The organism is Nocardioides silvaticus (assembly GCF_003160695.1).
Lineage (GTDB): Bacteria > Actinomycetota > Actinomycetes > Propionibacteriales > Nocardioidaceae > Nocardioides > Nocardioides silvaticus.
On sequence record NZ_QGDD01000002.1, the window covers coordinates 98,054 to 121,127 of the forward strand.

At 71.0% G+C, this 23,074-nt stretch carries 22 protein-coding genes, 1 pseudogene and 1 riboswitch; of the genes and pseudogenes, 12 read left to right on the plus strand and 11 right to left on the minus strand.

Translation table 11 applies throughout. The annotated features are described in order from the left end of the window. Positions 1-58: 58 nt before the first annotated feature. The 4 genes from DJ010_RS05305 to DJ010_RS05320 all read left to right on the plus strand — a co-directional run bounded on the left by DJ010_RS05305 (position 59) and on the right by DJ010_RS05320 (position 4,045). Positions 59-265 (plus strand): hypothetical protein, encoded by a 207-nt coding sequence (locus DJ010_RS05305; RefSeq protein ID WP_109692617.1) that lies wholly within the window; start codon positions 59-61, stop codon positions 263-265. A gap of 214 nt (positions 266-479) precedes the next feature. Beyond that, a riboswitch (cyclic di-AMP (ydaO/yuaA leader) is annotated at positions 480-590 on the plus strand. Between the two features lie 33 nt (positions 591-623). Beyond that, a complete protein-coding gene (locus tag DJ010_RS05310; protein ID WP_109692618.1) occupies positions 624-1,616 on the plus strand; it encodes a C40 family peptidase in 993 nt (330 codons plus the stop codon). After that, positions 1,597-2,826 (plus strand): hypothetical protein, encoded by a 1,230-nt coding sequence (locus DJ010_RS05315; RefSeq protein ID WP_109692619.1) that lies wholly within the window; start codon positions 1,597-1,599, stop codon positions 2,824-2,826. The genes DJ010_RS05310 and DJ010_RS05315 overlap by 20 nt, the downstream gene beginning before the upstream one ends. Then, positions 2,813-4,045 carry a M48 family metallopeptidase gene (locus DJ010_RS05320; protein WP_109692620.1) on the plus strand — a complete coding sequence of 411 codons (1,233 nt, stop codon included), beginning with the start codon at positions 2,813-2,815 and terminating at the stop codon, positions 4,043-4,045. Before DJ010_RS05315 ends, DJ010_RS05320 begins: the two co-directional genes overlap by 14 nt. Positions 4,046-4,058: 13 nt before the next feature. Here DJ010_RS05320 and DJ010_RS05325 read toward each other — a convergent pair whose 3' ends face one another. The 10 genes from DJ010_RS05325 to DJ010_RS05370 form a co-directional block, all read right to left on the minus strand. Further along, positions 4,059-4,334, minus strand: a complete 276-nt coding sequence (locus DJ010_RS05325) for a Flp family type IVb pilin (RefSeq protein WP_245927238.1) — start codon at positions 4,332-4,334, stop codon at positions 4,059-4,061. A 10-nt stretch (positions 4,335-4,344) separates the two neighbouring features. Further along, complete coding sequence (locus DJ010_RS05330) at positions 4,345-4,527, minus strand: Flp family type IVb pilin (RefSeq protein ID WP_109692621.1); 183 nt, start codon at positions 4,525-4,527, stop codon at positions 4,345-4,347. A 124-nt stretch (positions 4,528-4,651) separates the two neighbouring features. Continuing rightward, positions 4,652-5,320, minus strand: a complete 669-nt coding sequence (locus tag DJ010_RS05335; protein ID WP_109692622.1) for a response regulator transcription factor — start codon at positions 5,318-5,320, stop codon at positions 4,652-4,654. Continuing rightward, the gene (locus tag DJ010_RS22895) at positions 5,317-6,900 is read right to left on the minus strand and encodes a sensor histidine kinase (RefSeq protein ID WP_109692623.1); all 1,584 of its coding nucleotides are present in this window, start codon (positions 6,898-6,900) and stop codon (positions 5,317-5,319) included. The genes DJ010_RS05335 and DJ010_RS22895 overlap by 4 nt, the downstream gene beginning before the upstream one ends. A 13-nt stretch (positions 6,901-6,913) precedes the next feature. Continuing rightward, the gene (locus DJ010_RS05345; protein ID WP_109692624.1) at positions 6,914-7,837 is read right to left on the minus strand and encodes a type II secretion system F family protein; all 924 of its coding nucleotides are present in this window, start codon (positions 7,835-7,837) and stop codon (positions 6,914-6,916) included. 1 nt (position 7,838) lies between these two features. Beyond that, entirely contained in the window at positions 7,839-9,500 is a 1,662-nt protein-coding gene (locus DJ010_RS05350; protein ID WP_158282941.1) for a type II secretion system F family protein, read from the minus strand. A gap of 257 nt (positions 9,501-9,757) precedes the next feature. After that, positions 9,758-11,287 (minus strand): TadA family conjugal transfer-associated ATPase, encoded by a 1,530-nt coding sequence (locus tag DJ010_RS05355; protein ID WP_245927240.1) that lies wholly within the window; start codon positions 11,285-11,287, stop codon positions 9,758-9,760. A 2-nt stretch (positions 11,288-11,289) separates the two neighbouring features. Beyond that, a complete protein-coding gene (locus DJ010_RS05360; protein WP_109692626.1) occupies positions 11,290-12,474 on the minus strand; it encodes a CpaE/TadZ family protein in 1,185 nt (394 codons plus the stop codon). 10 nt (positions 12,475-12,484) lie between these two features. Continuing rightward, entirely contained in the window at positions 12,485-13,222 is a 738-nt protein-coding gene (gene cpaB, locus DJ010_RS05365; RefSeq protein ID WP_109692627.1) for a Flp pilus assembly protein CpaB, read from the minus strand. Positions 13,223-13,452: 230 nt separating this feature from the next. Further along, positions 13,453-15,249, minus strand: a complete 1,797-nt coding sequence (locus DJ010_RS05370; protein ID WP_109692628.1) for an AMP-dependent synthetase/ligase — start codon at positions 15,247-15,249, stop codon at positions 13,453-13,455. Positions 15,250-15,349: 100 nt separating this feature from the next. Here DJ010_RS05370 and DJ010_RS05375 point away from each other — a divergent pair, with 100 nt between their 5' ends. The 5 genes and pseudogenes from DJ010_RS05375 (at position 15,350) to DJ010_RS05395 (ending at position 19,489) form a co-directional block, all read left to right on the plus strand. Beyond that, complete coding sequence (locus DJ010_RS05375; RefSeq protein WP_109692629.1) at positions 15,350-15,808, plus strand: SRPBCC family protein; 459 nt, start codon at positions 15,350-15,352, stop codon at positions 15,806-15,808. A gap of 23 nt (positions 15,809-15,831) precedes the next feature. Further along, the gene (locus DJ010_RS05380) at positions 15,832-17,064 is read left to right on the plus strand and encodes an ArsA family ATPase (RefSeq protein WP_109692630.1); all 1,233 of its coding nucleotides are present in this window, start codon (positions 15,832-15,834) and stop codon (positions 17,062-17,064) included. Then, the gene (locus tag DJ010_RS05385) at positions 17,061-17,483 is read left to right on the plus strand and encodes a hypothetical protein (protein ID WP_109692631.1); all 423 of its coding nucleotides are present in this window, start codon (positions 17,061-17,063) and stop codon (positions 17,481-17,483) included. The genes DJ010_RS05380 and DJ010_RS05385 overlap by 4 nt, the downstream gene beginning before the upstream one ends. A gap of 3 nt (positions 17,484-17,486) precedes the next feature. After that, a complete protein-coding gene (locus tag DJ010_RS05390) occupies positions 17,487-18,449 on the plus strand; it encodes an ROK family glucokinase (RefSeq protein WP_109692632.1) in 963 nt (320 codons plus the stop codon). 10 nt (positions 18,450-18,459) lie between these two features. Then, positions 18,460-19,489, plus strand: a pseudogene (locus DJ010_RS05395) (ROK family protein). Between the two features lie 333 nt (positions 19,490-19,822). Here the strand turns inward: DJ010_RS05395 and DJ010_RS05405 are convergent. Then, positions 19,823-20,593 (minus strand): alpha/beta hydrolase, encoded by a 771-nt coding sequence (locus DJ010_RS05405; RefSeq protein WP_109692635.1) that lies wholly within the window; start codon positions 20,591-20,593, stop codon positions 19,823-19,825. An 82-nt stretch (positions 20,594-20,675) separates the two neighbouring features. Here DJ010_RS05405 and DJ010_RS05410 point away from each other — a divergent pair, with 82 nt between their 5' ends. Genes DJ010_RS05410 through DJ010_RS05420 form a run of 3 tightly spaced genes read left to right on the plus strand, consistent with a single transcriptional unit; the run spans position 20,676 to position 23,074 of the window. Continuing rightward, complete coding sequence (locus DJ010_RS05410; protein ID WP_245927242.1) at positions 20,676-21,398, plus strand: lysophospholipid acyltransferase family protein; 723 nt, start codon at positions 20,676-20,678, stop codon at positions 21,396-21,398. A gap of 15 nt (positions 21,399-21,413) precedes the next feature. Next, positions 21,414-22,565, plus strand: coding sequence for a MacS family sensor histidine kinase (gene macS, locus DJ010_RS05415; protein WP_109692637.1), 1,152 nt, complete (start codon positions 21,414-21,416; stop codon positions 22,563-22,565). Further along, positions 22,562-23,074: a flavin reductase family protein gene (locus DJ010_RS05420; RefSeq protein WP_109692638.1), complete on the plus strand. Its 513-nt coding sequence runs from the start codon at positions 22,562-22,564 to the stop codon at positions 23,072-23,074. The genes macS and DJ010_RS05420 overlap by 4 nt, the downstream gene beginning before the upstream one ends.

Below are 23,074 nucleotides of genomic sequence, written 5' to 3' on the forward strand. Positions count from 1 at the left end.
GGGGCCCGGGCTACTCGACGGCCGAGCTTCTGTCGGACCGTCCTGTCACCGTCGTGGCATGACGACGAGGATCGACTGCGACACCTGCCTGGTCCGCGGCCTGGCGTGCCACGACTGTGTGGTGACCGTCCTGCTCGGGCCGCCTCCCGAGCTGACCATCGACGACGAGGAGCTGCGGGCGCTCGACGTGCTGGCGGCCGAGGGGCTGGTGCCCCGGCTGCGGTTGGTCCGCCCGGTCGACGGCCCGGAGGTCGAGTCCGCCTGAGCGCCGCGGCCCGTCGCAGAGCGGCGCAGGTGACGGAAGTGACGGATGTGACCAACGATCCGAGGCGACCGTTCCAAATCCGGCGAGCCGGGGTTTGGTGAGCCACGGCGGTCGGTTTAGGCTGCTCGCTCAGATGTCCGTGGAAGTGGGTCAACCGACCCGCGCGGACATCGCGTCGAGTCCGGTGTCGTCGGAGCAGTCCGGGGGCAGCGGAGCCGGGGACCCAACCATCCTGGGGTGAATCCTGTGCGAGGCGCGGCCGCACGAGCGGCAGCGAGGAGCACGGGTAGGGCAAGTCGTGCCCGAACCCGTCAGCTCACCCGGTAGGCGTACGACACCTAGAGGGGACCGCCAGCACGTGCTGAACGGCCGCAAGCGATTCGCCACCGTCCTGAGCGCTCTCGCGCTCGTCGGATCCGTCGTCCTCACGGTCAACGGCTCGGCGCCGGCCCAGGCCGACCCCGACATCGACGACGTCCGCGCCCGCGTCGATCGGCTCTTCGAGGAGGCCGAGCAGGCCCAGGAGCGCTACCACGACGCCAAGCTCGAGCTCGACGAGCTCAACGAGGAGCTGGACTCGCTGCAGTCCGACGAGGTGCGGCAGGGCGACCGGGTCGCCCAGGTCCGGTCCGACGTCCGCGACTCCGTGATCCGCCAGTTCCAGGGCCAGACCATGGGCCCTGCGGCCGAGCTGCTCAACGCCGACGAGGACGCCTTCCTCAACGAGCTCTCGACGTTCAACACTGTCAGCGACCTGCAGGACTCGCTCCTCGCGGACTACAACGACGAGCTCAAGGCCTACGCGATCCGTCGCAAGGAGACCTCGGACCGTCGTGACCAGGTCGCCGAGATCGAGGCCGAGCTGAAGGAGGAGAAGGAGACGGTCGACGCCAAGCTGGCGGAGGCCGAGGACCTCCTCGACGAGCTCGAGGCCGAGGAGCGTGAAGCGGTGCTGTCGCGCGGCTCCGACGTACGGGCCGAGGACGTCAGCATCTCCGCCTCCGGCCGTGCCGCCGCCGCCGTGCAGTACGCGATGGCGCAGGTCGGCGACGCCTACGTCTACGGCGCTGCCGGGCCGGACGCGTTCGACTGCTCGGGACTGACGATGATGGCGTGGGCGCAGGCCGGCGTCTCGCTGCCGCACTCCTCGAGCGCGCAGTACAGCACGGGCCCGCACATCCCCGAGAGCGCCCTCCAGCCCGGCGACCTCGTCTTCTACTACAGCCCGATCAGCCACGTCGGCATGTACATCGGCAACGGCATGATCGTGCACGCGGCGAACCCCGGTGCCGGGGTCCTCGTGAGCCCGCTGCACTACATGCCGTACGTCGGTGCGGTCCGCCCTGGCTGACCGCTGGCGGCTCCTCGTCGCGGGAGCCCTGGTCGCGGGCAGCCTGCTCAGCGGCGGCTGTCAGGACGACGAGCCGTACGTCGCTCCGGCGCCGACGGCGTCCTCCGACGCGGTCGAGCCCGCCGCCGCCTCGTCGACCCTCGACCGGCTCGAGGCTGCGCTCCGGCGCGGTGACGTCGACGCAGCGGCTGACCTGGGCGCCGACGACGCCGCGAGCGCCCACCTGCGCACGGTCGCGCGCAACGCGACCATCCTCGACCTGGCGGACCTGTCGTTCAGCTACGTGACGGAGAACGGGCGGGTCGAGCCGGACGGCACCTGGACGGCCACGGTGACCGCGACCTGGCGGATCGGCGGCTTCGAGCGGACTCCGGCGCGGGCGGACGTCGAGCTCGCGTTCGCCGACGACGGCGCTCGCATCGCTGCGATCGGTGGCGGCCCGAACCGCAGCCCCGTCTGGCTGGGCGGTGAGACGACCGTCCGGCGTACCGACGACGTGGCGGTGCTCGTGGCCGGCGGCGCCCTGCCGGTCCGACCGCTCCTCGCCGAAGCCGAGGAGGCGCTCGTCGTGGCACGGCGAGTGCTGGGCGCTCGCGCGGACCGGTTGGTGGTCGAGGTCCCGGCGTCGGCCGCCGCGCTCCATGCCGCCCTCGGGCTGCCGCCAGGGACCTACGACGCCGTGGCCGGCGTCACGACGACGGCGGACGGCGCCAACGTCCCTGGCACGCCTGTCCACGTGTTCCTCAACCCGGAGGTGTTCGGCCCGCTCGACCGAGTCGCAGCGCAGGTCGTGGTGAGCCACGAGGCCGTCCACGCGGTGACCGACGCGCCGGAGTCCGGTGCCGAGGCGTGGCTGGTCGAGGGCTTCGCCGACTACGTCGCGCTCCGCGACGTGGACCTGCCGTTCGCTCGGACGGCGGGCCAGATCATCGCCCAGGTCCGGGACTCTGGCGTGCCGGACGCCCTTCCGAGCCGGGTCGACCTCGACAGCCAGGCGGCCCACCTCGGCGCCGCCTACGAGTCGGCGTGGCTGGTGTGCGTGACATTGGCGGAGCACGGAGGGGAGGAGGCCCTGGTGGCGTTCTACGACGCGGTGCTCGACGGCGCCGATCTCGAGCAGGCGCTGCGGGAGCACGTCGACTGGTCGTTGACTGACCTCACCCGCGCCTGGCAGGACAAGCTGCGGACCCTCGCCGATGCCCGTGCGTGAGCACCGGTTCGCCCTCGGCGCGACCCTGGTGGGCGTCGTGGCGTTCGTCGCGCTCGCCCTCTGGCTGGTGCCGTGGCAGCCGGTGCCGGGCGGGATGCCCGACGCGGTCGCTGCCGACACGGTGTTCACGCCCGAACAGGTCGAGCGGGCCGAGAACCACGCTCGTTGGGCACGGACCTGGAGCTGGAGCTCGCTGTCCGTCTCGCTGGTCGTGGCGTGCTGGCTCGGCTTCGGGAGGACCGGCCGGAGGTTGGCCGAGCGGATGCCGGGGCGCTGGTGGGTCCAGGTGCTGCTCGTCGTTGCGGCGCTGACGGTCGTCGGCCGGTTGGTGACGCTCCCGTTCGCCGTGGCCTACCGCCAGCTGCAGCTCGACGCCGGCCTCAGCACGTCGTCGTGGCCGGCGTGGACGCTGGACCTGGTCAAGGGCCAGCTGGTCGAGATCGTCGCCACCTCGATCGCCCTGGTCGCTCTCGTCGGCATCGCCCGTCGGTGGCGGCGGGCCTGGCCGGCCGTTGCCGGGGGAGTGCTGGCGGCGTTCGTCGTGGTGGCCTCGTTCGGCTACCCGCTGCTCGTCGAGCCGCTCTTCAATTCGTTCACACCGCTGGAGGACGGCCCGTTGCGGACCCAGATCCTCGAGCTGGCCGACGAGGAGGGCGTCGAGGTCGACGACGTGCTGGTGGCCGACCAGTCACGTCGTACGACGACGCTCAACGCCTATGTCTCCGGCTTCGGCGGCACCCGCCGGGTGGTCGTCTACGACAACCTCGTCGAGGACCTGCCCGAGGACCAGGCGCTCTCGGTGGTGGCCCACGAGCTGGCGCACGCAAGGCACGACGACGTGCTCATTGGCACGTCCCTCGGCGCGGCCGGCGCGCTGGTCGGGGTGGGCCTGCTCGGCCTGCTGGCCGGCGCCGCTCAGCGGCGCGGACGGCCTGGTGTGGGCGAGGTCGGGGCGGTGCCGATGATCCTCGCCCTCGCGGCGCTCGCCATGGTGCTCGCCAGCCCGGTCCAGAATGGCATCAGCCGGCAGATCGAGACGCGAGCCGATGTCGATGCTCTGGCGGCGACGAATGCCCCCCAGCCCTTCGTCGCCCTCCAGCGCCGACTCGCTCTCAGGTCGCTGGCCGACCCGAGCCCGCCTTCGTGGTCGCAATGGTGGTTCGGCTCCCACCCGACCGTGCTCCAGCGGATCGCGATCGCTCGGGAACAGGACGAATAGACACGTTGCGGAACTACAGCACGCCTGCGCCCTGGAGATCAGTGACCAAACGGTCGAACAGATCGTTCACCGCTCCTCCGAAAAGGCCGACGCCGACCGTGATCGCGATCGCGATGAAGATGACCAACAGGCCGTACTCAGTCGCGGAAGCACCCCGCTGGTCGGCTGCCGTTTCGAGGCTCCGATCGCCCATGGTGATTCCTTCCCGCGTGATGTCGATGGCTGTGCTTAGCGAAAACGGCGATGGCCGCGTGCCCGTGACGGACACGCGGCCATCGGTGTGGCTCACAAGCCTGTCGTCACCAGCCGGCGATGGTGTTCGAGAGGTCGGTGAAGAAGTTGTTCAGCGCGCCACCGAAGAGGCCGACGCCGACGGTGATGATGATCGCGATGAGCGCGACCAGGAGGCCGTACTCCACGGCGGAGGCGCCGCGCTCGTCGTCGCGACGGGTGTTCAGCAGCAGCTGCAGGTACTGGATCATGATTGGTGCTCCCTCAGTGTGAATGTGATGTCCCCGGGGGGTTCAACCCCGATGAGACAACTCTGCCGCGCGGAGGCACCTCGGCGAATCGGGAGTTCGTCTCGACCGCCGTAGTCCGATGTGACTAGGACGCCGCGCCCGCCGACCGCGCGGAGGGCTGGACGGTCGAGAGCAGTCCGATCCGCATCGCGGTGACCAGTGCCTGGGCCCGGTTCGCGGCGCCCAGCTTCTGGTAGATCCGCGCGATGTGGGACTTGGTGGTGGACTCCGAGAGGTAGAGCTTGCCGCCGATCGCGGCTGCGTTGAGCCCTTCGGCCAGCAGCAGGAGCACGTCGTGCTCGCGGTCGGTCAGCGACGTCTGCTCACCGGACCGCCGTCGCATCATGGCTCCGACCAGGCCGGCACACACGAACGCCTTCGGAGAGACCGCCGCGTGACGGGCCGCCTTGATCACCTCGGTGGCCGGGGCGTCCTTGCCCACGAACCCCGACGCTCCCGCCTGCATCGCGGCGAAGATCTGGTCGTCGCCCGAGTGCATGGTGAGGACCACCAGACCGGTGGTGTCGTTCTTCTTGCGGATCGTCCGCACGATGTCGAGCCCGGTGCCGTCCTGGAGCTGGAGGTCCGCGACGACGACCTGGGGCTGCAGCCGGTCGAAGGCGGTGATGGCCTCGGCGACGCTGCCCGCGGTGCCGACGACGTCCATGTCGGGCTCGAGGTCCAGCACGGCACCCAGGCCGCTCCGGATCAGCTCGTGGTCGTCCACCAACAGGATGGAGATGTTGTCGCTCATGGTCGAGCCTCCTTGCTCAAGGTGCGTTCGGGCGTGGTGGACTGGCCCCCCGGGGCACGTAGGACGACCGAGACCGTCAGGCCCCGGCTGGCGTTGTCGCGAACAGTGAGCTGGGCGCCTATCAGCTTGGCGCGCTCGCGCATGATCTTGAGGCCGTGGGAGTCGGCACGGCCGCCTTGGAGCCCGACGCCGTCGTCAGCGATGGTGATTCTTGCATCCGGCGCGTAGACCTGGCAGCGCACGTCGATGGCAGTAGCACGGGCATGCTTCACCGCGTTGTTCATCGCCTCCTGGGCGATGCGGAAGAGTTCCGCTTCGACCTCGGGGCGGAGTCGGGCCGGCTGCTCGTCCAGCCGCACCCGGATCGGGATGCCTGACGCCTCGGACAGGTGCCGGGCCACGGCGCTGATCGCCGCACCGAGGCTCTCGTTCTCGCCGATGCTGGTGCGCAAGTTCATCACCGACCGCCGGACCTCGGCGACCACCTTCGTGACCCGCTCCCGTAGCATCGCGAACTGCTTCTCCTGCGCTTCGTCTGCCGGACGGGCAGCGAGGGCGTCCACCAGGTAACCCAAGGACGCGATGTCCTGGGCGACGCCGTCGTGCATCTCGCGGGCCAGGCGCTGCCGTTCGTCGGCGGTGGCGACGTCTCGGAAGTGGGAGAAGAGCAGCGCGGTGTCGAACTTCACCACGCTGGGGGAGAGCGCCATCGCGAGCTCGTCGAACGGCATGTCGTCGGTACTACCCGGAGTGCCGTGGTTGATCCTGTGACCGGTGCCGAGCCCGGCGATGATCGCCGTGTCGCCGGCAGCGAACGCGAACCCCTCGCCGGCCGTCACCGGCTCGCCGCGGGCCCAGGCGTCGGTCGCGAGCTTCTCACAGGCATCGACATCGGCCGGCTCGAGCTCGGTGCTGGTCGCGATCGGCGCCAGCGCGTCGCCGCGCGGGACGTAGAGCGCGAGGGCCCGGCTGGGGACTCGGTCGCCGACCACCGCCAGCATCTCGCCACCGAGCGCAGCTACGTCGAGCCCCGAGCTGAGGTCGCCGGACAGCTCGATCAGCTGCTTGATGAGGTGCTGGGCGTCCCGGTACGGGCCGAGCGGGTCGCGCGAGGTGCGGTCCGAGGCGAAGGTGACGCTGGCGACCAGGCTGAGTCCGACCCCCGCCATCGACCAGGTGAAGATCGAGACTCCTTGCTGCTCGGTCAGCTCCTGCCACCACATCAGGCCGAAGCAGATCGTGGTCACCAGCTGAAAAGTCACTGTGCGCGCCATCGTGCGCAGCCCGACCACGGCCGTCGCGTAGAGCGGCGGCACGACGAGAGCGGCCAGCACAGCGGGGGTCGCCTCCATGCCGAGCGCGCAGATGATTCCCACGGCTACCGCTTCGACGGTAGGAGTGAGCGTCAGCTCCAGGTCACGGCGGGTGATGGTCACGACCTGGTAGAGCCACAGTGCGCCGAGCGCGAGCAGCGCGAAGAGCGCCTGCGAGTCCTGATACCACAGTGCCGGAGCTCCGATCGCCAGCAGCGCGAAGAGGCGCGCCGCGGCGACGACGGCGAAGGTGTTGCTGCTGGGCATGCGAAACAGTCTGTCAGGCGAAGTTCTTCATGATCCCGAGGACAGCTGGGCCCATGATCACGACGAGCAGGCACGGCAGGATGCAGACAACCAGCGGAACCATGATCTTGACAGGGACCTGCTGGGCCTTGGTCTCGGCGTACTGGCGCCTTTTGACGCGCATCTCGGAGGACTGGACACGCAGCACCTGACCGACGGAGATACCGAAGGCGTCGGCTTGCACCATCGCGCCGACGAACGTCTTGAGATCATCGACGTTGGTCCGCGCCGAGAGCGCCTTCAGCGACTCCGAGCGGCCCTTGCCAAGCTGCATCTCGCGCAGCACGCGAGCCAACTCCTCGGCCAACGGCCCTTCGGTGTTGCGGGAAACGTGCTGCAAGGCGGCATCGAAGCCGAGGCCAGCCTCTACGCTGATCGTCAACAGGTCCACCGCATCGGCCAGCGTCTTGCGGAGCTGCTCCGAACGGTCGTAGGCCCGTTGGTAGAGGTACAGATCGGGCGCGAAGAACCCGACCGCTAGCGCTCCCAGCGTCACGAGCACCGTTGTGGTGAGCGAGAAGCCGAGGAAGCGGCAGTAGCAGACCGCGAGGACCGGAAGGATGATCGCGGCGAGCACTTTCAGCGAGATGACGCGATCTACGGACCAGTCACGCGGGTTGCCCGCGAGGTCCAGCTTGTGCCGGATCCGCTCGGTCTTGTCGGCGCCGGTGAGCCGTCGGCCGATGGTGAGCGCTCGCGCCTGGAGCGGCGCGAGGACCCGGTCCGCGAACGAAGGGTCGGCCTCTGCGCTGAGAGCCATGGCGTCGTTCGCGGACGTCATCTGTTCCAACGCGTCGAGCGAACGAGCCAGCCCGGTGGGCCGGTCGGCTCCAGAGACGGCGGTCCCGACGACGGCGAGCGCTCCGACGATCAACAGAAATCCGAGGAAGAGCGTCATCTCACACCTCCACCTTGATCATCCGGCTCATCCAGAAGCCTCCAATGGCGAGCCAGAGGGTCGCGCCGAACAGCATCGCGATCCCTAAAGGCTCGTTGAACAGCGGCATGACGAACTCCCGGTTGGTCAGGAGCTGGAAAACGAGAAAGCCAGGCGGAAGGGCGATCAGGATGATCGCCGAGAGCTTGCCCTCCGCGGCGAGCGCGTTGACTTGGCGCCTGAGATAGGCGCGCTCGCGCATCGTCGCGGCGACCGTGGTGAGCAGCTCGGCGAGGTTGCCGCCAACCTGGCGCTGGATCCGGATTGCCATCACGACCCACTTGAAGTCGTCGCTGTCGAACCGATCGGCGACCCCGTCGAAGGCGTCCTCGAGCTCGACCCCGATACGGGACTCGACGAGCACGCGCTTGAACTCCGACGCGACGGGCTCCGGACCCTCACGCGTGATCGTGTCGACGGACTGCGCCAGCGAAAGACCCGCTGAAAGCGAACCGGCCATCAGTTGCAGTGACTCCGGCAGCGCGGCACTGAAGGCCTTGCGGCGCCTGCTTGCCTTGAACGAGAGGTACAGACCAGGGACGAAGTAGCCCGCCAGAACGAACAGGATGCCGACGATGAGATTCCCACGACCGATGAGCAGGCCGAGCATGCCCGCCCCCGCAGTGACGCCGACTTGAACGAGCACCCACTCGGAAGGCTTGAAGCTGCTGCCAGCAGCCGCCAACCGCGTCGCCATCTTGTTCTCGAGGTCCTTGTTGCGCTCCAGCACGCCGGCCGCGGCGGCCTTCGCGTGGGTGAGCACGGGCTCGGAGGCAGGGGACTCCGCCTCGACCACGCGTCCGGTCGACCGCGAGTAGGCGCTGACCCGTTCGGCGATCGTCATCGGCTGCGGTTTGCCCGGCACCAGCAGCACGGCGACGGACACGAGGCCGACGCCGAACACCGCGATGCCGAGGTAAAGCGCCCAGCTCGGGACCTGCCAGCCGTTGTCGGGGTTGACCGGCGCGACCGTCGGGCCGGACTCCTCATCGGGTGCGTCGAGGATCTTGGCGAACGCGCTGGCGACCAGGCTGCCGCCCGGCGTCGGCAGCGTGATGCTGACCGTCGCCTCTTCGGCCTCGAAGCCGTCGGGAAGGGGTGCGGTCACCAGGATCTGATGAGCCAGCACTTCTGCCTCGGCCGCGAACGTGTCGGCGAGCGCGCCTCCGTCGGATGCGATCACCGAGCCCTGGCCGGCAGTCGCCAGCTCGGTGAGCGCGGCCACTGCCTTCGGCTTGCCCTGCTGGTCCAGCGAGACGACGTCGACCAAAGTCGCGGTCGCCTCGATCGCGGCGGTCACGTCGTCGAGCGGTGTTTCACCAGTGTCGGCGCCGTCCGACAGGACGAGGATCGAGCGCTGGCCCTCTTCTCCCGCCAGGTCCACGGCCGCGCGGACACCGTCGTAGAGGAGAGTCCCCTTGTCGAGGGCGAGGCCGTCGACGACCGCTTGAGCCGCGGCGCGGTCGGTCGTGGGTTCGAGAGGGGTTGTCACCGTGCCGTCAAACGTGACGATGCCCACCGCGACGTCGTCGGGGACGGACTGGAGGAAGATCGTCGCCGCGTCCCTCGCCGCCTCGAACCGGCCGTTGCGGGACATGGACTCGCTGGTGTCGATCGCGAGCACGGTCGTGCGCTCGACGGTGGCGTCCGAACCGGTCGGCGTTGCGGCTGTGTCGAGGGTGTCGCTGTCGAGCGTGCCAGTAACACCCGCCAGGTCGACGTCGACGTCGGCGGGGATGCTGACAAGGACGCGGAGGCCGTCGTCGGTCGCCTCGACGTGGGCGATCGTCGGCTCCTCGTCCGCCGACCAAGCCGTCGAGGGCGCCAAGGCCACGACGACCAGCGCCGCGAGCAGCGACCCGAGTGCGAGCAGGTAGCGCCTCATGGGCGATCCAGCCGGAAGAGAGCCGGGTCGATCGCCACGTTGGCGTAGGCGAGCTTCTCGACGAACTTCGGGCGCAGGCCGGTGCTCCGCAGCCGGCCGAGCACCCGACCGTTCTCGTCGAACCCGGCAGAGTTGTCGAAGACGAACACGTCCTGCAGGGTGATCACGTCGCCCTCCATCCGCTCCACCTCGGTGATGTGGGTGATCCGGCGCGAGCCGTCCTTGAACCGCGATTGGTGGACGATGAGATCGACGGCCGAGGCGACCTGTTCGCGGATGGCGCGCATCGGCAGGTCCATGCCCGCCATCAGCACCATCGTCTCCATGCGGGCCAGCGTGTCGCGCGGGCCGTTGGAGTGCAGGGTGCAGATCGACCCGTCGTGGCCGGTGTTCATCGCCTGCAGCATGTCGAGTGCGGACGCGTCGCGAACCTCGCCGACGACGATGCGGTCGGGCCGCATGCGCAGGCTGTTCTTCACCAGGTCGCGGATGGTGACTGCGCCCTTCCCCTCGATGTTCGCCGGCCGCGACTCGAGCCGCACGACGTGGTCCTGGTGCAGCTGCAGCTCGGCCGCGTCCTCGATGGTCACGATCCGCTCGTCGGACGGGATGAACGACGACAGGACGTTGAGCGTCGTCGTCTTCCCGGCCCCGGTCCCGCCGGACACGATGATGTTGAGCCGGCCCCGCACGCAGGCCTCGAGGAAGTCCGCGGTCTGCCTGCTGAGCGACCCGAAGGTGATCAGGTCGTCAACCGTCAGAGGGTCGGCCGCGAACTTCCGGATGGTCAGTGCCGAGCCGTCGAGGGCCAGCGGCGGCACGATCGCGTTGACGCGGCTGCCGTCGGGGAGCCGGGCGTCCACCATCGGGCTGGACTCGTCGACGCGGCGCCCGATGCGCGAGACGATCTTGTCGATCGTCCGGCGGAGGTGCGCCTCGTCGGCGAAGTGTGCCTCGGCCTTGGTCAGCCGGCCGCTCTTCTCCAGCCAGACGTCGTTGTAGCCGTTGACCATGACCTCGGAGACCTCGGGGTCGCGGAGGTAGGGGTCGATCGGGCCGTAGCCGAGGATGTCGTCGCTGATCTCCTGGGTGACCCGGGCCCGGTCGCTGTTGCTGAGCGGCCGGTCCTGGGCGGCGAGCACCTCGGCGAGGACCGAGCGGACTCGCTGCTCGAGCTCGGACTGGTCCATCTCCGCGTCGTAGAGGTGCGGCCCGAGCTCGCGGAGCAGCTCGGCGTGGACGCGCGTTTTGAGTTCCTCGATCCGGTCCGCCTCCGAGTTGGCCAGGGCGCGTCGCTGGGCCGAGCGGTTGTCGGTGGTGGCGGCGGAGACGGCGGTGCGCTGGGTGAGCGGTCCGGGCGCCGGCTTGGCCGGCGTCGAGGCGTCAGGCGTCGGGGGCGCGACCGTCAGGTCGGCGCCGGAGGGGACGGAGGTCTCGGGCCGCTTCGGGTCGGTCGGGTGGGGCTCGCCCGCGTGCTTGCCGGCCTCGCGCCGGGCCGCCTCGAGTCGTTCGGAAAGACTGGCCATGTTCAGCTCCTCCCTCGGCGGAACAGGCTCCGCGACGGCGGAGCGGCGTCGGCTCCATGCATGCCTGCGCTCGGCGCCGCGACCGGCTCGCCCGTGACGGTGGCCGCGAGCCGGCTGAACGCCCGGCTGGCCGGGTGCTGGGGCTGCGCGGTGACGATCGGCGTGCCGGCGTTGGTCATCGCGACGATGTCCATCGCGCTCTGGACCTCGGCAGAGACCGGCATGCCAAGGATGTTCTCGACCTTGTCGACACCGATACCGACCTCGGCGTCCGCGCGGTTGAGCAGCAGGTGCCGGTGACCGCGCGCGATGTTGAGCATGTCCATCGTCTCGAGCGCGACCTTGACGTTCTTCAGCGTCGGGACGTCGAGCGTGGCGACGACGACGCACTCGTCGGTCTCATCCAGCGCGGTCAGGGTGGCGTCGTCGAAGGACGGCGAGGTGTCGACGACGACGTAGTCGAAGCCGTCGCGGAGCGACCGCAGGATCCGCGAGATCAGCAGCGGGGTGACCCGCTCGCGGACGTCCGGGTGCGCGGGCGCGGCCAGCACCTGGAGCGAGTCCTCGTGCCGGGTCAGCAACCCCTCGAGCATCGCCAGGTCGATCGCCTCCTCGGAGCCCACAGCCTGCTCGATCGAGTGGGTGGGGAACAGCTGCATGGTGATCGCGACGTCGCCGAAGGCGAGGTCGAGGTCGACCAGGCACACCTTGCGCGCGCCCTTGTCGGCGAGCGCGAGCGCCAGGTTGACCGACGAGGTCGTCTTGCCCACGCCGCCCTTGGGGGAGAACACCGTGACGATGCGCCCCATCTGCCGTGCGCCACCCGGGCCGCGCAGCGCGAGGTAGAGCTGGTGCGCGCGCTCGACCGCCTTGGTCAGGCCCTTCTCGTCGTCGGCCGCAACCACGTCGCGGACGCCGGCGTGCATGGCCCGCGTGAGCGTCTCGGTGTCGAACGAGTGGCGGAGGAGGACCACGCTGACCGTGGGCTTGGCGATCCGGAGGTCCTCGGCGTAGGAGAGGGCGAGGTCGAGCGGGAGCGACGGGCCGAGCGCCACGACGTACTCGTCGCTGTGCTGGTCCAGCCACACATACATCCGGTCGGCTGCCGCGACGGCGTGGGAGCCGGCGGGCATCGCCCGGAGCAGGGACGGGACGACCGAGCTGTCGGTCTCGACAAGGACGGGCATGGTGAGGTCCTCAGTCCTTGTAGAGGTTCTCGACGTCGACGCCGTCGTCGCTCTTCACGACGCTGGCCTCGTTGAGGAGGGCGGCAGAGAGCTCACCGGACTTCTCCGCGAACCGGACCTTCTCGGCCTGGTTCTGGGTGACGGCGATGGTGAGCAGCTGCTGGATCCCGGTGTCCGCCTCTTCCTCGCCGGACGCGGTGTCGGTGATCGTGGAGGCGTCGCCCGCCGCCAGCACGGTGACCCGCTCCAGCAAGGTGCGGGTGACGATGGGCGACTGGGTGGCCCGGTCGATGAGCGTCGAGATGATGGCGACCTCGGCGCCCGGACGGACGAAGTAGCCGACCCGGCCCGCGTCCTCGACGGCGATCGAGATCGCGATCTTGCCCTCGGGGATCGGCAGCGTGACGTCGGCCTCGACCTCGTCGGAGCCACCGAACTTGTCCGCGATCAGCTGCTCGTTGGGGTAGATGGTCGTGAGCGCGACCGAGCCCTCGTAGGCATCGGCCTCGTCGCTGGCGCCGTCGAGGACGGTGGCCTTGGTGACGTCGGCGAGCTCGAACTTCCCGCTCTCGAGCGCGTCGTCGAAGCTCTCACCGGGGTTGATCTTCGCCTTGGCGACGAGCACCTCGGTGGTGTCGTACTTGTCCGCGGCGCGCTGGTCGGCGCCCTTCGCGTACACGAAGACGAGTGCCACGCCGAGCACCGCGACAACCGCGGCGACGGCGAGCAGAAGCTTGCGTCGGTCCATCTAAGAGCCCTCCCGCTCCCCATGCCGGTGAAGGCGGCACCGCGCCGCACGCTCCCCGGTCTTTGCTCTGTCCCAGCTCGGCGTGCACCCCTCCATCGGCAGCACCGAGCCCTCGGAGGCTATCCGAGAAAAACCGGCACCCGTGAGCGAAAACGGAGACTCCGACCGAACGTTCGGGGGTCCTAGTCACATCGGGTCAGACAGTGATCCGATCGAACCACCGCGACGGCTCAGACCTCGTAGAGCGCGGCGATCTCGTCTCGGCACTCGCGCAGGACGACGTTGCGCTTGAGCTTGAGGCTGGGGGTCAGCTGCCCGCCCTCCTCGGTCCAGTCGTAGGGGAGGATCTCGAACTTCCGGATCGCCTCGGCCTTCGACACCGCCAGGTTGGCGTCGTCGACTGCCTCCTGCACGGCCTGACGGAGGTCCTCGTCGTCGACGAGGTCGGGGAGCTCCCCGGACTTGCCGTGCTGCTCGAGCCAGGCCGGGAGCGCGTCGGTGTCGATGGTCACCAGAGCCGCGATGAACGGCTGGCCGTCCCCGACCACGAGGCACTGGCTCACCAGCGCGTGCGCGCGGACCCGGTCCTCGAGCACTGCAGGCGCGACGTTCTTGCCGCCGGCGGTCACGAGGATCTCTTTCTTGCGGCCCGTGATCCTCACGAAGCCCTCGTCGTCGACCTCACCGACGTCACCGGTGTGGAACCACCCGTCGCCGTCGATGGCGTCGGCGGTCGCCTCCGGGTTGGCCCAGTAGCCGCTGAACACCTGGCCGCCCTTGAACACCAGCTCGCCGTCGTCGGTGACGCGGACGGAGGTGCCGGGGAGCGGTCGGCCGACGGTGCCGATCTTGAGCGCCTCGGGCTGGTTCACGGTCAGGGCCGCCGTGGTCTCGGTGAGGCCGTAGCCCTCGAGCACGGTGAGGCCGATGCCGCGGTAGAAGTGGCCGAGGCGCTCGCCGAGGGGCGCACCGCCGGAGACCGCGAACTCGCACCTCCCGCCGAGGGCGTCGCGGAGCTTGCCGTAGACCAGCCGCGAGAAGACGGCGTGCTGCGCCCGCACGCGCACCGGGACCTTGCCCGCGTCCAGCCCACGGGAGTAGGCGATCGCCACGTCGGCGGCCCGGTCGAAGATCTTGCCCTTGCCGTCGGCGGTGGCGTTCTGCGACGCGGTGTTGAACACCTTCTCGAACACGCGCGGCACGGCGAGGATGAAGGTGGGCTGGAAGCTCTGGAGCTGGGGGAGCAGGTTCTTGATGTCCGCGCTGTGCCCGAGCCGGGCACGCGCCTTGACCGCTCCGATCTGGATGATCCTTGCGAAGACGTGCGCGAGCGGGAGGAAGAGGAGCGTCGAGGCGTCCTCCGAGTCGAACAGCTCCTCCAGCTCGGCGACGGCGACGGTCAGCTCGGTCTGGAAGTTGTCATGGGTGATCATGCAGCCTTTCGGGCGACCGGTCGTGCCCGAGGTGTAGATGAGCGTCGCCAGGTCGCCCGGCCCCGCCGTCGTACGACGCTTCTCCAGCTCGTCGTCCGCGACGTCGGCGCCGAGGCGCGTCAGCACGTCGACGGCGTTGTCGCCGAAGGACCAGAGGTGGTGGAGCTCGGACAGCCCGCTCCGGACGGCAGTGACCTTCGCGACGTGTCCGGCGTCCTCCGCGACGACCGCCTTGGTCCCCGAGTCGCCGAGGATCCACGCGACCTGCTCCTCCGAGGAGCTCTCGTAGATCGGCACCGTCACCGCGCCGGCGAACCAGATGGCGTAGTCGAGCAGCGTCCACTCGTAACGCGTCCGGGAGATGAGGGCGACCCGGTCGCCCGGCTCGATGCCCGCCGCGACGAGGCCCTTGGCCACGCCGCTGACCTCGGCGAGGAACGCGGCGGCGGTCACGTCGTCCCAGCCGTCGTCCCCGGCCGCGGGGCGGCCGAAGACGACCGCGTCGGGCGCCTCGGCGGCGTTGCGGACGACGTCGTCGGTCAGGTTGCCGCTGGCCGGGATCTCGACCGTCGGGGGAGTGGAGTACTCGCGCAAGCTGGCTCCTCCGCGGTGGTGGGTGACGTGCGTGACTGGGGGACCGCACGGCAGGTTACCGCCGCACGGGGGTGCTGCGCTGATCCGGTAGCCTGCCGCCATGGCCGAGCAGACGTCCTCGTCGATCGTCGTCGACGCCCCCGCCGCGGACGTGATGGCGGTCATCGCCGACTTCCCCGCCTACCCGGAGTGGGCCAAGGGCGTGACGGTGGCCGACGTCCGCGAGTCCTTCGACGAGGCGGACCCCGAGGCGCGCGGCCGCGCCAAGGAGGTCTACTTCGCCCTCGACGTCGCCCCGATCAAGGACGAGTACACGCTCTCCTACACCTGGAGCGGCGACCGTCAGGTCACCTGGACCCTCGTGCAGGGGAAGATGCTGCGCTCCCTCGACGGTGCCTACGTGCTCGACGAGGTGGCGCCGGGACGCACCGAGGTGACCTACCGCCTCGCCCTCGACGTCTCGATCCCCCTGATCGGGATGCTGAAGCGCAAGGGCGAGAAGATCTTGATCGACACCGCGTTGAAGGGTCTCAAGAAGCGCGTCGAGTCGGGCTCCTGAGCGCCCGGCAGCGGAGCTCAGGCGTGCGCATCGTCCTCTTCACGGGAAAGGGCGGCGTCGGCAAGTCGACCGTCGCCGCCGGCACGGCCGCGCTCGCCGCCGCGGCGGGGCACCGGACATTGGTGCTGTCCACCGACGCGGCGCACTCCCTCGCCGACGCCTACGGCGTCGCGACCCGCTCGACCGCCGAGGGACCCGCGCCCATCGGCGCCGAGCCGACCGAGATCGCGGACCGGCTGTTCGTGCAGCAGGTCGACGCCCAGCTGCGCTTCGAGCAGTCCTGGGCCGACATCCAGCGCTACCTGCTCTCGGTCCTCGACGCAGCCGGGATGGATCCGGTCGCTGCCGAGGAGATGACGGTCATCCCCGGTGCCGAGGAGGTCCTCGCGCTCCTCGAGCTGCGCCTGCACGCGCGCTCCGGGCAGTGGGACGTCATCGTCGTCGACTGCGCCCCGACTGCGGAAACGCTCCGGCTGCTCGCGCTGCCGGAGGCGCTGGGCTGGTACATGGAGCGGCTGCTGCCGATCCAGCGCCGCCTGGTCAAGGCGCTGCGGCCGGTGCTCACCCGGGCCGCCGGGGTTCCGATGCCCGGTGACAGCGTCTTCGACGCGATCACCCGGCTGCACGCCGAGCTCGACGAGGTGCACGCGCTGCTCTCCGGGCCGGACGCCTCGGTCCGGCTGGTGCTGACCCCGGAGAACGTCGTCCTCGCCGAGGCGCGCCGGGCCTACACGAGCCTCTCCCTCTTCGGCTACCGGGTCGACGGCGTCATCGCCAACCGGGTCTTCCCTGCCGGCGACGGCGACGCCTGGCGCGCCGGGTGGGTCGACGCCCAGCAGACGGTCCTCAAGGAGGTCGACCAGTCGTTCGCGGGGCTGCCGGCCTGGCGCTCGGAGTACTGGTCGGCCGAGCCGGTCGGCGTACCCGCCCTGACCGACCTCGCCACGCGGCTGTACGGCGACGACGACCCGTTGGCCGTGCCGGAGGGCGACGGCCCGTTCCGGGTGACCCGCGACGACGCCGGCGCAGCGGTGGTCCACCTGGCACTGCCGTTCGTCACCCGTGCCGAGGTCGGCCTCGCCCGGAACGGAGACGAGCTCGTGGTCACCGTAGGCTCCTCCCGCCGGCTGCTCACGCTCCCTGCCGGGCTCGCGCGGCTCCGGGTCGCCGGGGCCCGGGTCGAGGACGGTGAGCTGCAGGTGCGGTTCCGGGAGTCGGAGCCGACCACAGGACCGGACGAGGGAGGGGCGACGTGAGCGATCCGCAGGACCCGCAGGACACGCCGGGTCCCGAGCAGCCCTCCGTGGGCTCCGTCGGCGAGGAGGCCGCGAAGCTCTTCGGCGCGCTGGCCGACATGGCCCGCCAGCAAGGGGCCGAGGCCGGCGGCGGCATCGGCGGGCTCGCCGACCAGGCCGCATCCCTGGCCAAGGAGGTCAACGACCACATCGCGACCGGCAGCGCCGAGTGCAGGTACTGCCCCGTGTGCCGCGTCGTGCACGCGGTGCGCGAGACCTCGCCGGAGGTGCGGAACCACCTGCTCACCGCCGCGACCTCGCTCCTGCAGGCTGCTGCGGGCGTCCTCGAGACGGTGCCCCCGGCCGACCCCGGCGCGCCGCAGCGGAGCCAGGCGGTGGAACACATCGATCTCGAAGACACCGACGGCTCGGACGGGTGACCCATGGCTGACCACACCGACGACAGGGACGTCACCTGCGGCATCGACATCGGCGGCACCAAGATCGCCGGTGCGGTGGTCGACGCCGAGGGCGCGATCATCGACGAGGCGCGCGTGGAGTCGCCGGCGACCGACCCGGAGGCGATCGAGTCGACGGTCGCCTCCCTCGTCGCCGACCTCGCGGCCAAGCACCCCGTCACCGCGGTGGGCGTGGGGGCAGCCGGTTACATCGACGCCGACCGCTCCACGGTGCTGTTCGCCCCCAACATCGCCTGGCGCGACGAGCCGCTGGGCTCCGAGCTGGCCCGGCTGACCGGCCTGCCGGTCACGATCGAGAACGACGCCAACGCCGCCGCCTGGGGGGAGTTCCGCTTCGGCGCCGGGCGCGACGTCGACGACCAGCTGATGGTCACCGTCGGCACCGGGGTCGGCGGCGGCGTGATCATCGGCGGCCGCCTGCTCCGCGGGGGGTACGGCGTCGGAGCGGAGATCGGCCACCTCGGCCTGGTGCGCGACGGGCGGCTCTGCGGGTGCGGCAACCACGGCTGCTTCGAGCAGTACGGATCGGGCTCGGCGCTGGTCAAGGAGACCCGTGAGGCCGCCATCGGCTCGTCGCTGCTCGCCAAGGACCTGCTCGAGCGCGCCGGCGGTGACGCCGACGCGATCACGGGCCCGCTGATCACCGCGGCCGCCCAGGACGGCGACCCGTTCGCGATCGAGCAGCTCCGCCAGCTCGGCGACTGGCTGGGCTACGGGATCGCCTCCCTCGTCGCTGTCCTGGACCCGAGGGTGATCGTCATCGGCGGTGGCGTCAGCGAGGCGGGCGAGCTGCTGCTCGGGCCGATCCGCGAGTCGTTCGGCCGCCACCTGACCGGTCGCGGCTACCGGCCCCAGGCCGAGGTGCGACCGGCCGAGCTCGGCACCCGTGCCGGCGTCATCGGTGCCGCCGACCTGGCCCGTTCCTAGGTCCGGACAAGTGCACGTCGGGGTCGACGTCGGCGGCACCAAGGTGCTCGCCGTCGAGCTCACCGGTGCGGGCGCCGACGTCGCCGTCGCCCGGTCCGCCCAGGTGCCGATGCCCGGCCGGACGGCTGCCGATGCCGAGGTCGAGGCGGCTGTCGCTCGAGCGGTGGCGGACGTCGCCGACGGCCGGCCGCTGGCCGGCGTCGGCGTCTCCGCAGCCGGTCTCGTCGACCGCGAGGGCCGCCGGGTGCGGTTCGCCGCCCACCTGCCGTGGCGGGACGCACCGGTGCGCGACCGCCTCGCCGAGCGGATCGGGGTGCCGGTGGTGCTGGACAACGACGCGAACTGCGCAGCGCGGGCCGAGCTCGACGCCGGCGCCCTGCGCGGGGTCGACTTCGCCCTGCTCATCACGGTCGGCACCGGCATCGGCGGCGCGGTCGTCGTCGACGGCCACGTCGTGCGGGGTGCGAACGGGATGGCCGGCGAGTTCGGTCACGTCCAGGTCGTGCCCGACGGGCTGCCGTGCGAGTGCGGCCTGCGCGGGTGCTGGGAGCAGTACTGCAGCGGGCGCGCTCTCGAGCGGGTCACCCGGGTCGCCCTCGGCTCCCACCTCGACGGCCCCGAGGTGGCGGCCCTGGCCCGGGCCGGCGATCCCGTCGCGCTCGAGGCCTTCGCGACGGTCGGCACCTGGCTGGGCGTCGGCGCCGCCGGCCTGGTCTCGGCCCTCGACCCCGAGCGGGTCGTCATCGGCGGCGGCGTCTCCGCGGTCGGCGACCTCCTGCTCGAGCCCGCCCGTCGCGCCCTCGGCGGCGCGCTCCAAGGCACCTCCCACCGCGACCTGCCCACGCTGGTCCCCACCCGGTTCGGGCCGGAGGCGGGTGCCGTCGGCGCAGCGCTCCTCGCTGCGGCCGGTGACTGAGGTCAGAGGACCGCGCCGTCGTCCCAGGGGTCGCGCGGCTCGTCGGACATCTTCATCACCAAGTAGCCGAACCCGCCGACGAACGCCGCGGCGAGCAGCAGGCCGAACCACGACGGCACGCTGATGCCCGCGACGATGCAGACCAGCACCAGCGCAGGAACGCCGAACACGCCGCACCAGGCCAGCAGCCGGTCGAGCGGGGGCCGCGGCAGCGGCGGTGGGGTCGGAGGGACGAACTCCTCGTCGAGGGGGACCTGGTCGCCCGCAGACGGCTCGTCGTCGTCCTCACGCTCGAACCCCACGGGCTCGGGCTCGACCGGGGCCACGTCCTCGGGATCGAGGACGGCACGCTCGCCGAAGTTCTCGACGATCTGCTGCCACTCCAGCTCGCGCTCGCGAGCCAGGTCAGCCGACTCCTGGTCGTCCTCGCGGGCCATGCCCCCAATGTACGCGGTGGCTAAGCGGCGGTGACGCGGGCGACGAACTCTGCGGACCGCTCGAAGATGGTCGGTGCGTCGTTGTCGAGCGTCGCGACGTGGAAGGACTCCGGCAACGGCACCAGCTCGACGTCGGTCGACGACACGCCCTCGAGGATGATCGGCTGCGACGCCTCGTCGACGACGTGGTCGACGGCCGAGCGGAAGTAGATCAGCGGAGCCTTCACGTTCGGCAGGTCGGCGACCAGCGGCTTCCACGAACGGATCAGCGAGTGGATGGCCTTGAGTGGGGTCCGGGTGTAGCCGTGCTCCTCGACGCCCGGCAGCTTGATGTCGTTGGCGATCCCCGGGAACGACGCGACCAGGTGCTTCATGACCGGCAGCGCCTTCACGTCGAGCCGCTTGGTGGCCACCGCCGGGTTCACGACCATCACACCGGAGATCTCCTCTCCGCGGTCGGCGGCGAGGCGGAGCACCAGGGCGCCGCCCATCGAGAGCCCGCCGACGACGACCGCGTCGTGCTCGGCGACCAGGGCGTCGAGCTCGGCGTTGAGGGTGCCGTACCAGTCGTCCCAGGTCTTCGTGTTGAGGTCCTGCCACGTGGTCGCGTGGCCGGGAAGCAGCGGCACGCGCACGCCGTACCCCTTCTCGGCGAGCGCCCGCCCCCACGGCCGCATCGAGACCGGCGAGCCTGTGAACCCGTGGCTCAGCAGCACCCCGATCCGGCGCCCGCCGGTCAGCTCGGGACGGGCGTCGACGGTCAGCGGGTCGTGCTCGGCGTTCCGGGTCATGGCGCGATTGTGCACCAGTGTCGGGGGCTTCCGCGGAGGCACTAGGCTGGGCGCGGTCGGTCTCGGGGAAAGGTGTGTCGGGGTGTTCTACTGGTTCCTCAAGTTCGTCGCGCTCGGGCCGTTGCTCAAGCTGGTGTTCCGGCCGTACGCCGACGGGGTCGACCACGTGCCGGCCGAGGGCCCCGCGATCCTCGCCAGCAACCACCTGTCCTACGCCGACTGGCTGTTCATGCCGCTGGTCGTGCCGCGCAAGGTGAGCTTCGTGGCGAAGGCGGAGTACTTCACCACCCCGGGCATCAAGGGCTGGCTGCAGAAGACGTTCTTCTCGGGCACCGGCAACATCCCGATCGACCGCGCCGGCGCCGACGCCGCGGCCGGGGCGCTGCTGTCCGCCAAGAAGGTGCTCGGCGAGGGCGAGCTGTTCGGGATCTACCCCGAGGGCACGCGGTCGCACGACGGCCGGCTCTACCGCGGCAAGACCGGCATCGCCCGCCTCGCGCTCGAGACCGGCGTCCCGGTCGTGCCGGTGGCCGTCGTCGGCACCGACGTGGTCGCGCCTCCCGGCAAGAAGTTCGGCCGGTGGACGCGCCCGCACGTCCGGTTCGGCAAGCCGCTCGACTTCTCCCGCTACGCGGGCATGGAGAACGACCGCTTCATCCTCCGGTCGATCACCGACGAGATCATGTACGAGATCATGCGGCTCTCGGGCCAGGAGTACGTCGACATGTACGCCACCCGCGCCAAGGAGGAGTCCAAGAAGGCCGACTCCGCGAAGGGCGACGAGCAGCGCAAGCCCGCTGCCTGACGCAGTGACCGGGCCATGACCGGTACGACGATCCGCGCGGTGGTCGCCGTCGAGGACCGGATGTTCCGCGCGCTGGCCGTGCTGCGCGTCGTGGTGCTCGTCAACGCCGTCGTCCTGGCCGGCGTCCGCAACAACTTCGACCACCCGGTCGCAGGCTGGACCTGTGTCGGCGTCATGGTCGGCTGGACGGTCTACGCGATCGCCACCTACGCCAAGCCGATCCGCCGCACCGTGCGGCTGCTGGTCGCCGACCTCGCCGTCGCCGTCGGGCTGATGGCGGTGACGCCGGTGGTGAAGGGCGAGTGGTTCAACGCCACCATCCCGGGCTTCTGGATCATGGGCGCGATGCTCGCCTGGGCGGTGCGCTACGGCTGGCGCGGCGGTCTCGCGGCGTCGCTGCTGCTCGCCGCGACCGACTGGCTGATCCGGTCCGACCTCGACCAGGGCAACTACGCCAACCTGTTCCTCATCGCGATCGGCGGGCCGATCGTCGGCTACCTCGCCGAGCAGCTGCAGCAGATGGCAGCCGAGCGCGACCGGGCCGAGCGGGAGGCCGCAGCGGCCGGTGAGCGCGCCCGTCTCGCCCGGGTCGTGCACGACGGCGTCCTCCAGGTGCTCGCGCTGGTCCAGCGCCGCGGTGCGGAGCTCGGCGGCGAGGCGGCCGAGCTCGGCCGGCTGGCGGGGGAGCAGGAGCAGGTGCTGCGGACGCTGATCCGCACCCAGGACCGGGTGTCGGCCGAGGACGGGTCGGGCGGGCCGGGTGGCGCTGCCACCGCCGACCTGGCCGCGGCGCTGAGCGGGCTCGACCTGCGGCCGGGCGTGGAGGTCGCGCTGCCCGGAGGGCCGGTCGAGCTGCCGGCTCCGGTCGTCGCCGAGCTGGTGGCCGTGGTCCGCGCGTGCCTCGACAACGTCGACCGGCACGTCGGCGTCGACGCGCCGGCGTGGGTGCTGCTCGAGGACCTGGGCGACCGGGTCTCGGTCTCGGTGCGCGACGACGGCGACGGGATCCCCGAGGGGCGGCTGGCCGTGGCCAGGTCCGAGGGCCGGCTCGGGGTCAGCGAGTCGATCGAGGGTCGCCTCCGCGACCTCGGAGGCACGGCGGCGCTCAGCACCGGCTCGTTCGGCACCGAGTGGGAGCTCGTGGTGCCCAGGTCGGAGGCGCCGTGACGATCCACACCGGCCACCCATTCGCCGATCCCGACCCCGACCCGGCGCGCCGGTTCCGGGGCCGCGTCGGCGGCGGGGTGACCCTGTGGACCGCGGGCGAGGGCGCGAGCCGCGCCGGGCTCACGGTGACCTCGCTGATGGTGGTCCTCGGCCCCGAGCCCGGCCTGCTGGCGCTGCTCGACCCCGACAGCGACCTGCTCGTCGAGCTCGACGCGACCGGCCGGGCGGTCGTGCAGCTGCTCTCCTGGCGCGACCGGCAGCTCGCCGAGGCCTTCGCCGGCACCGCCCCCGCGCCCGGTGGGCCCTTCCGGCAGGCGGAGTTCACCCCGACGTCGTACGGCCCGTTGCTGGCGGCGACGACCACGCATGCGTTCGTGAGCCTGGCCGGTGAGCGGACCGTGGGCTGGTCGACGGAGGTCCACGTGCGCATCGACGAGGTGTCCGTCGGCGACGAGGTCGACCCGCCGCTGCTGCACCGACGTGGCCGGTTCCACCGGCTGCCTGAGTAG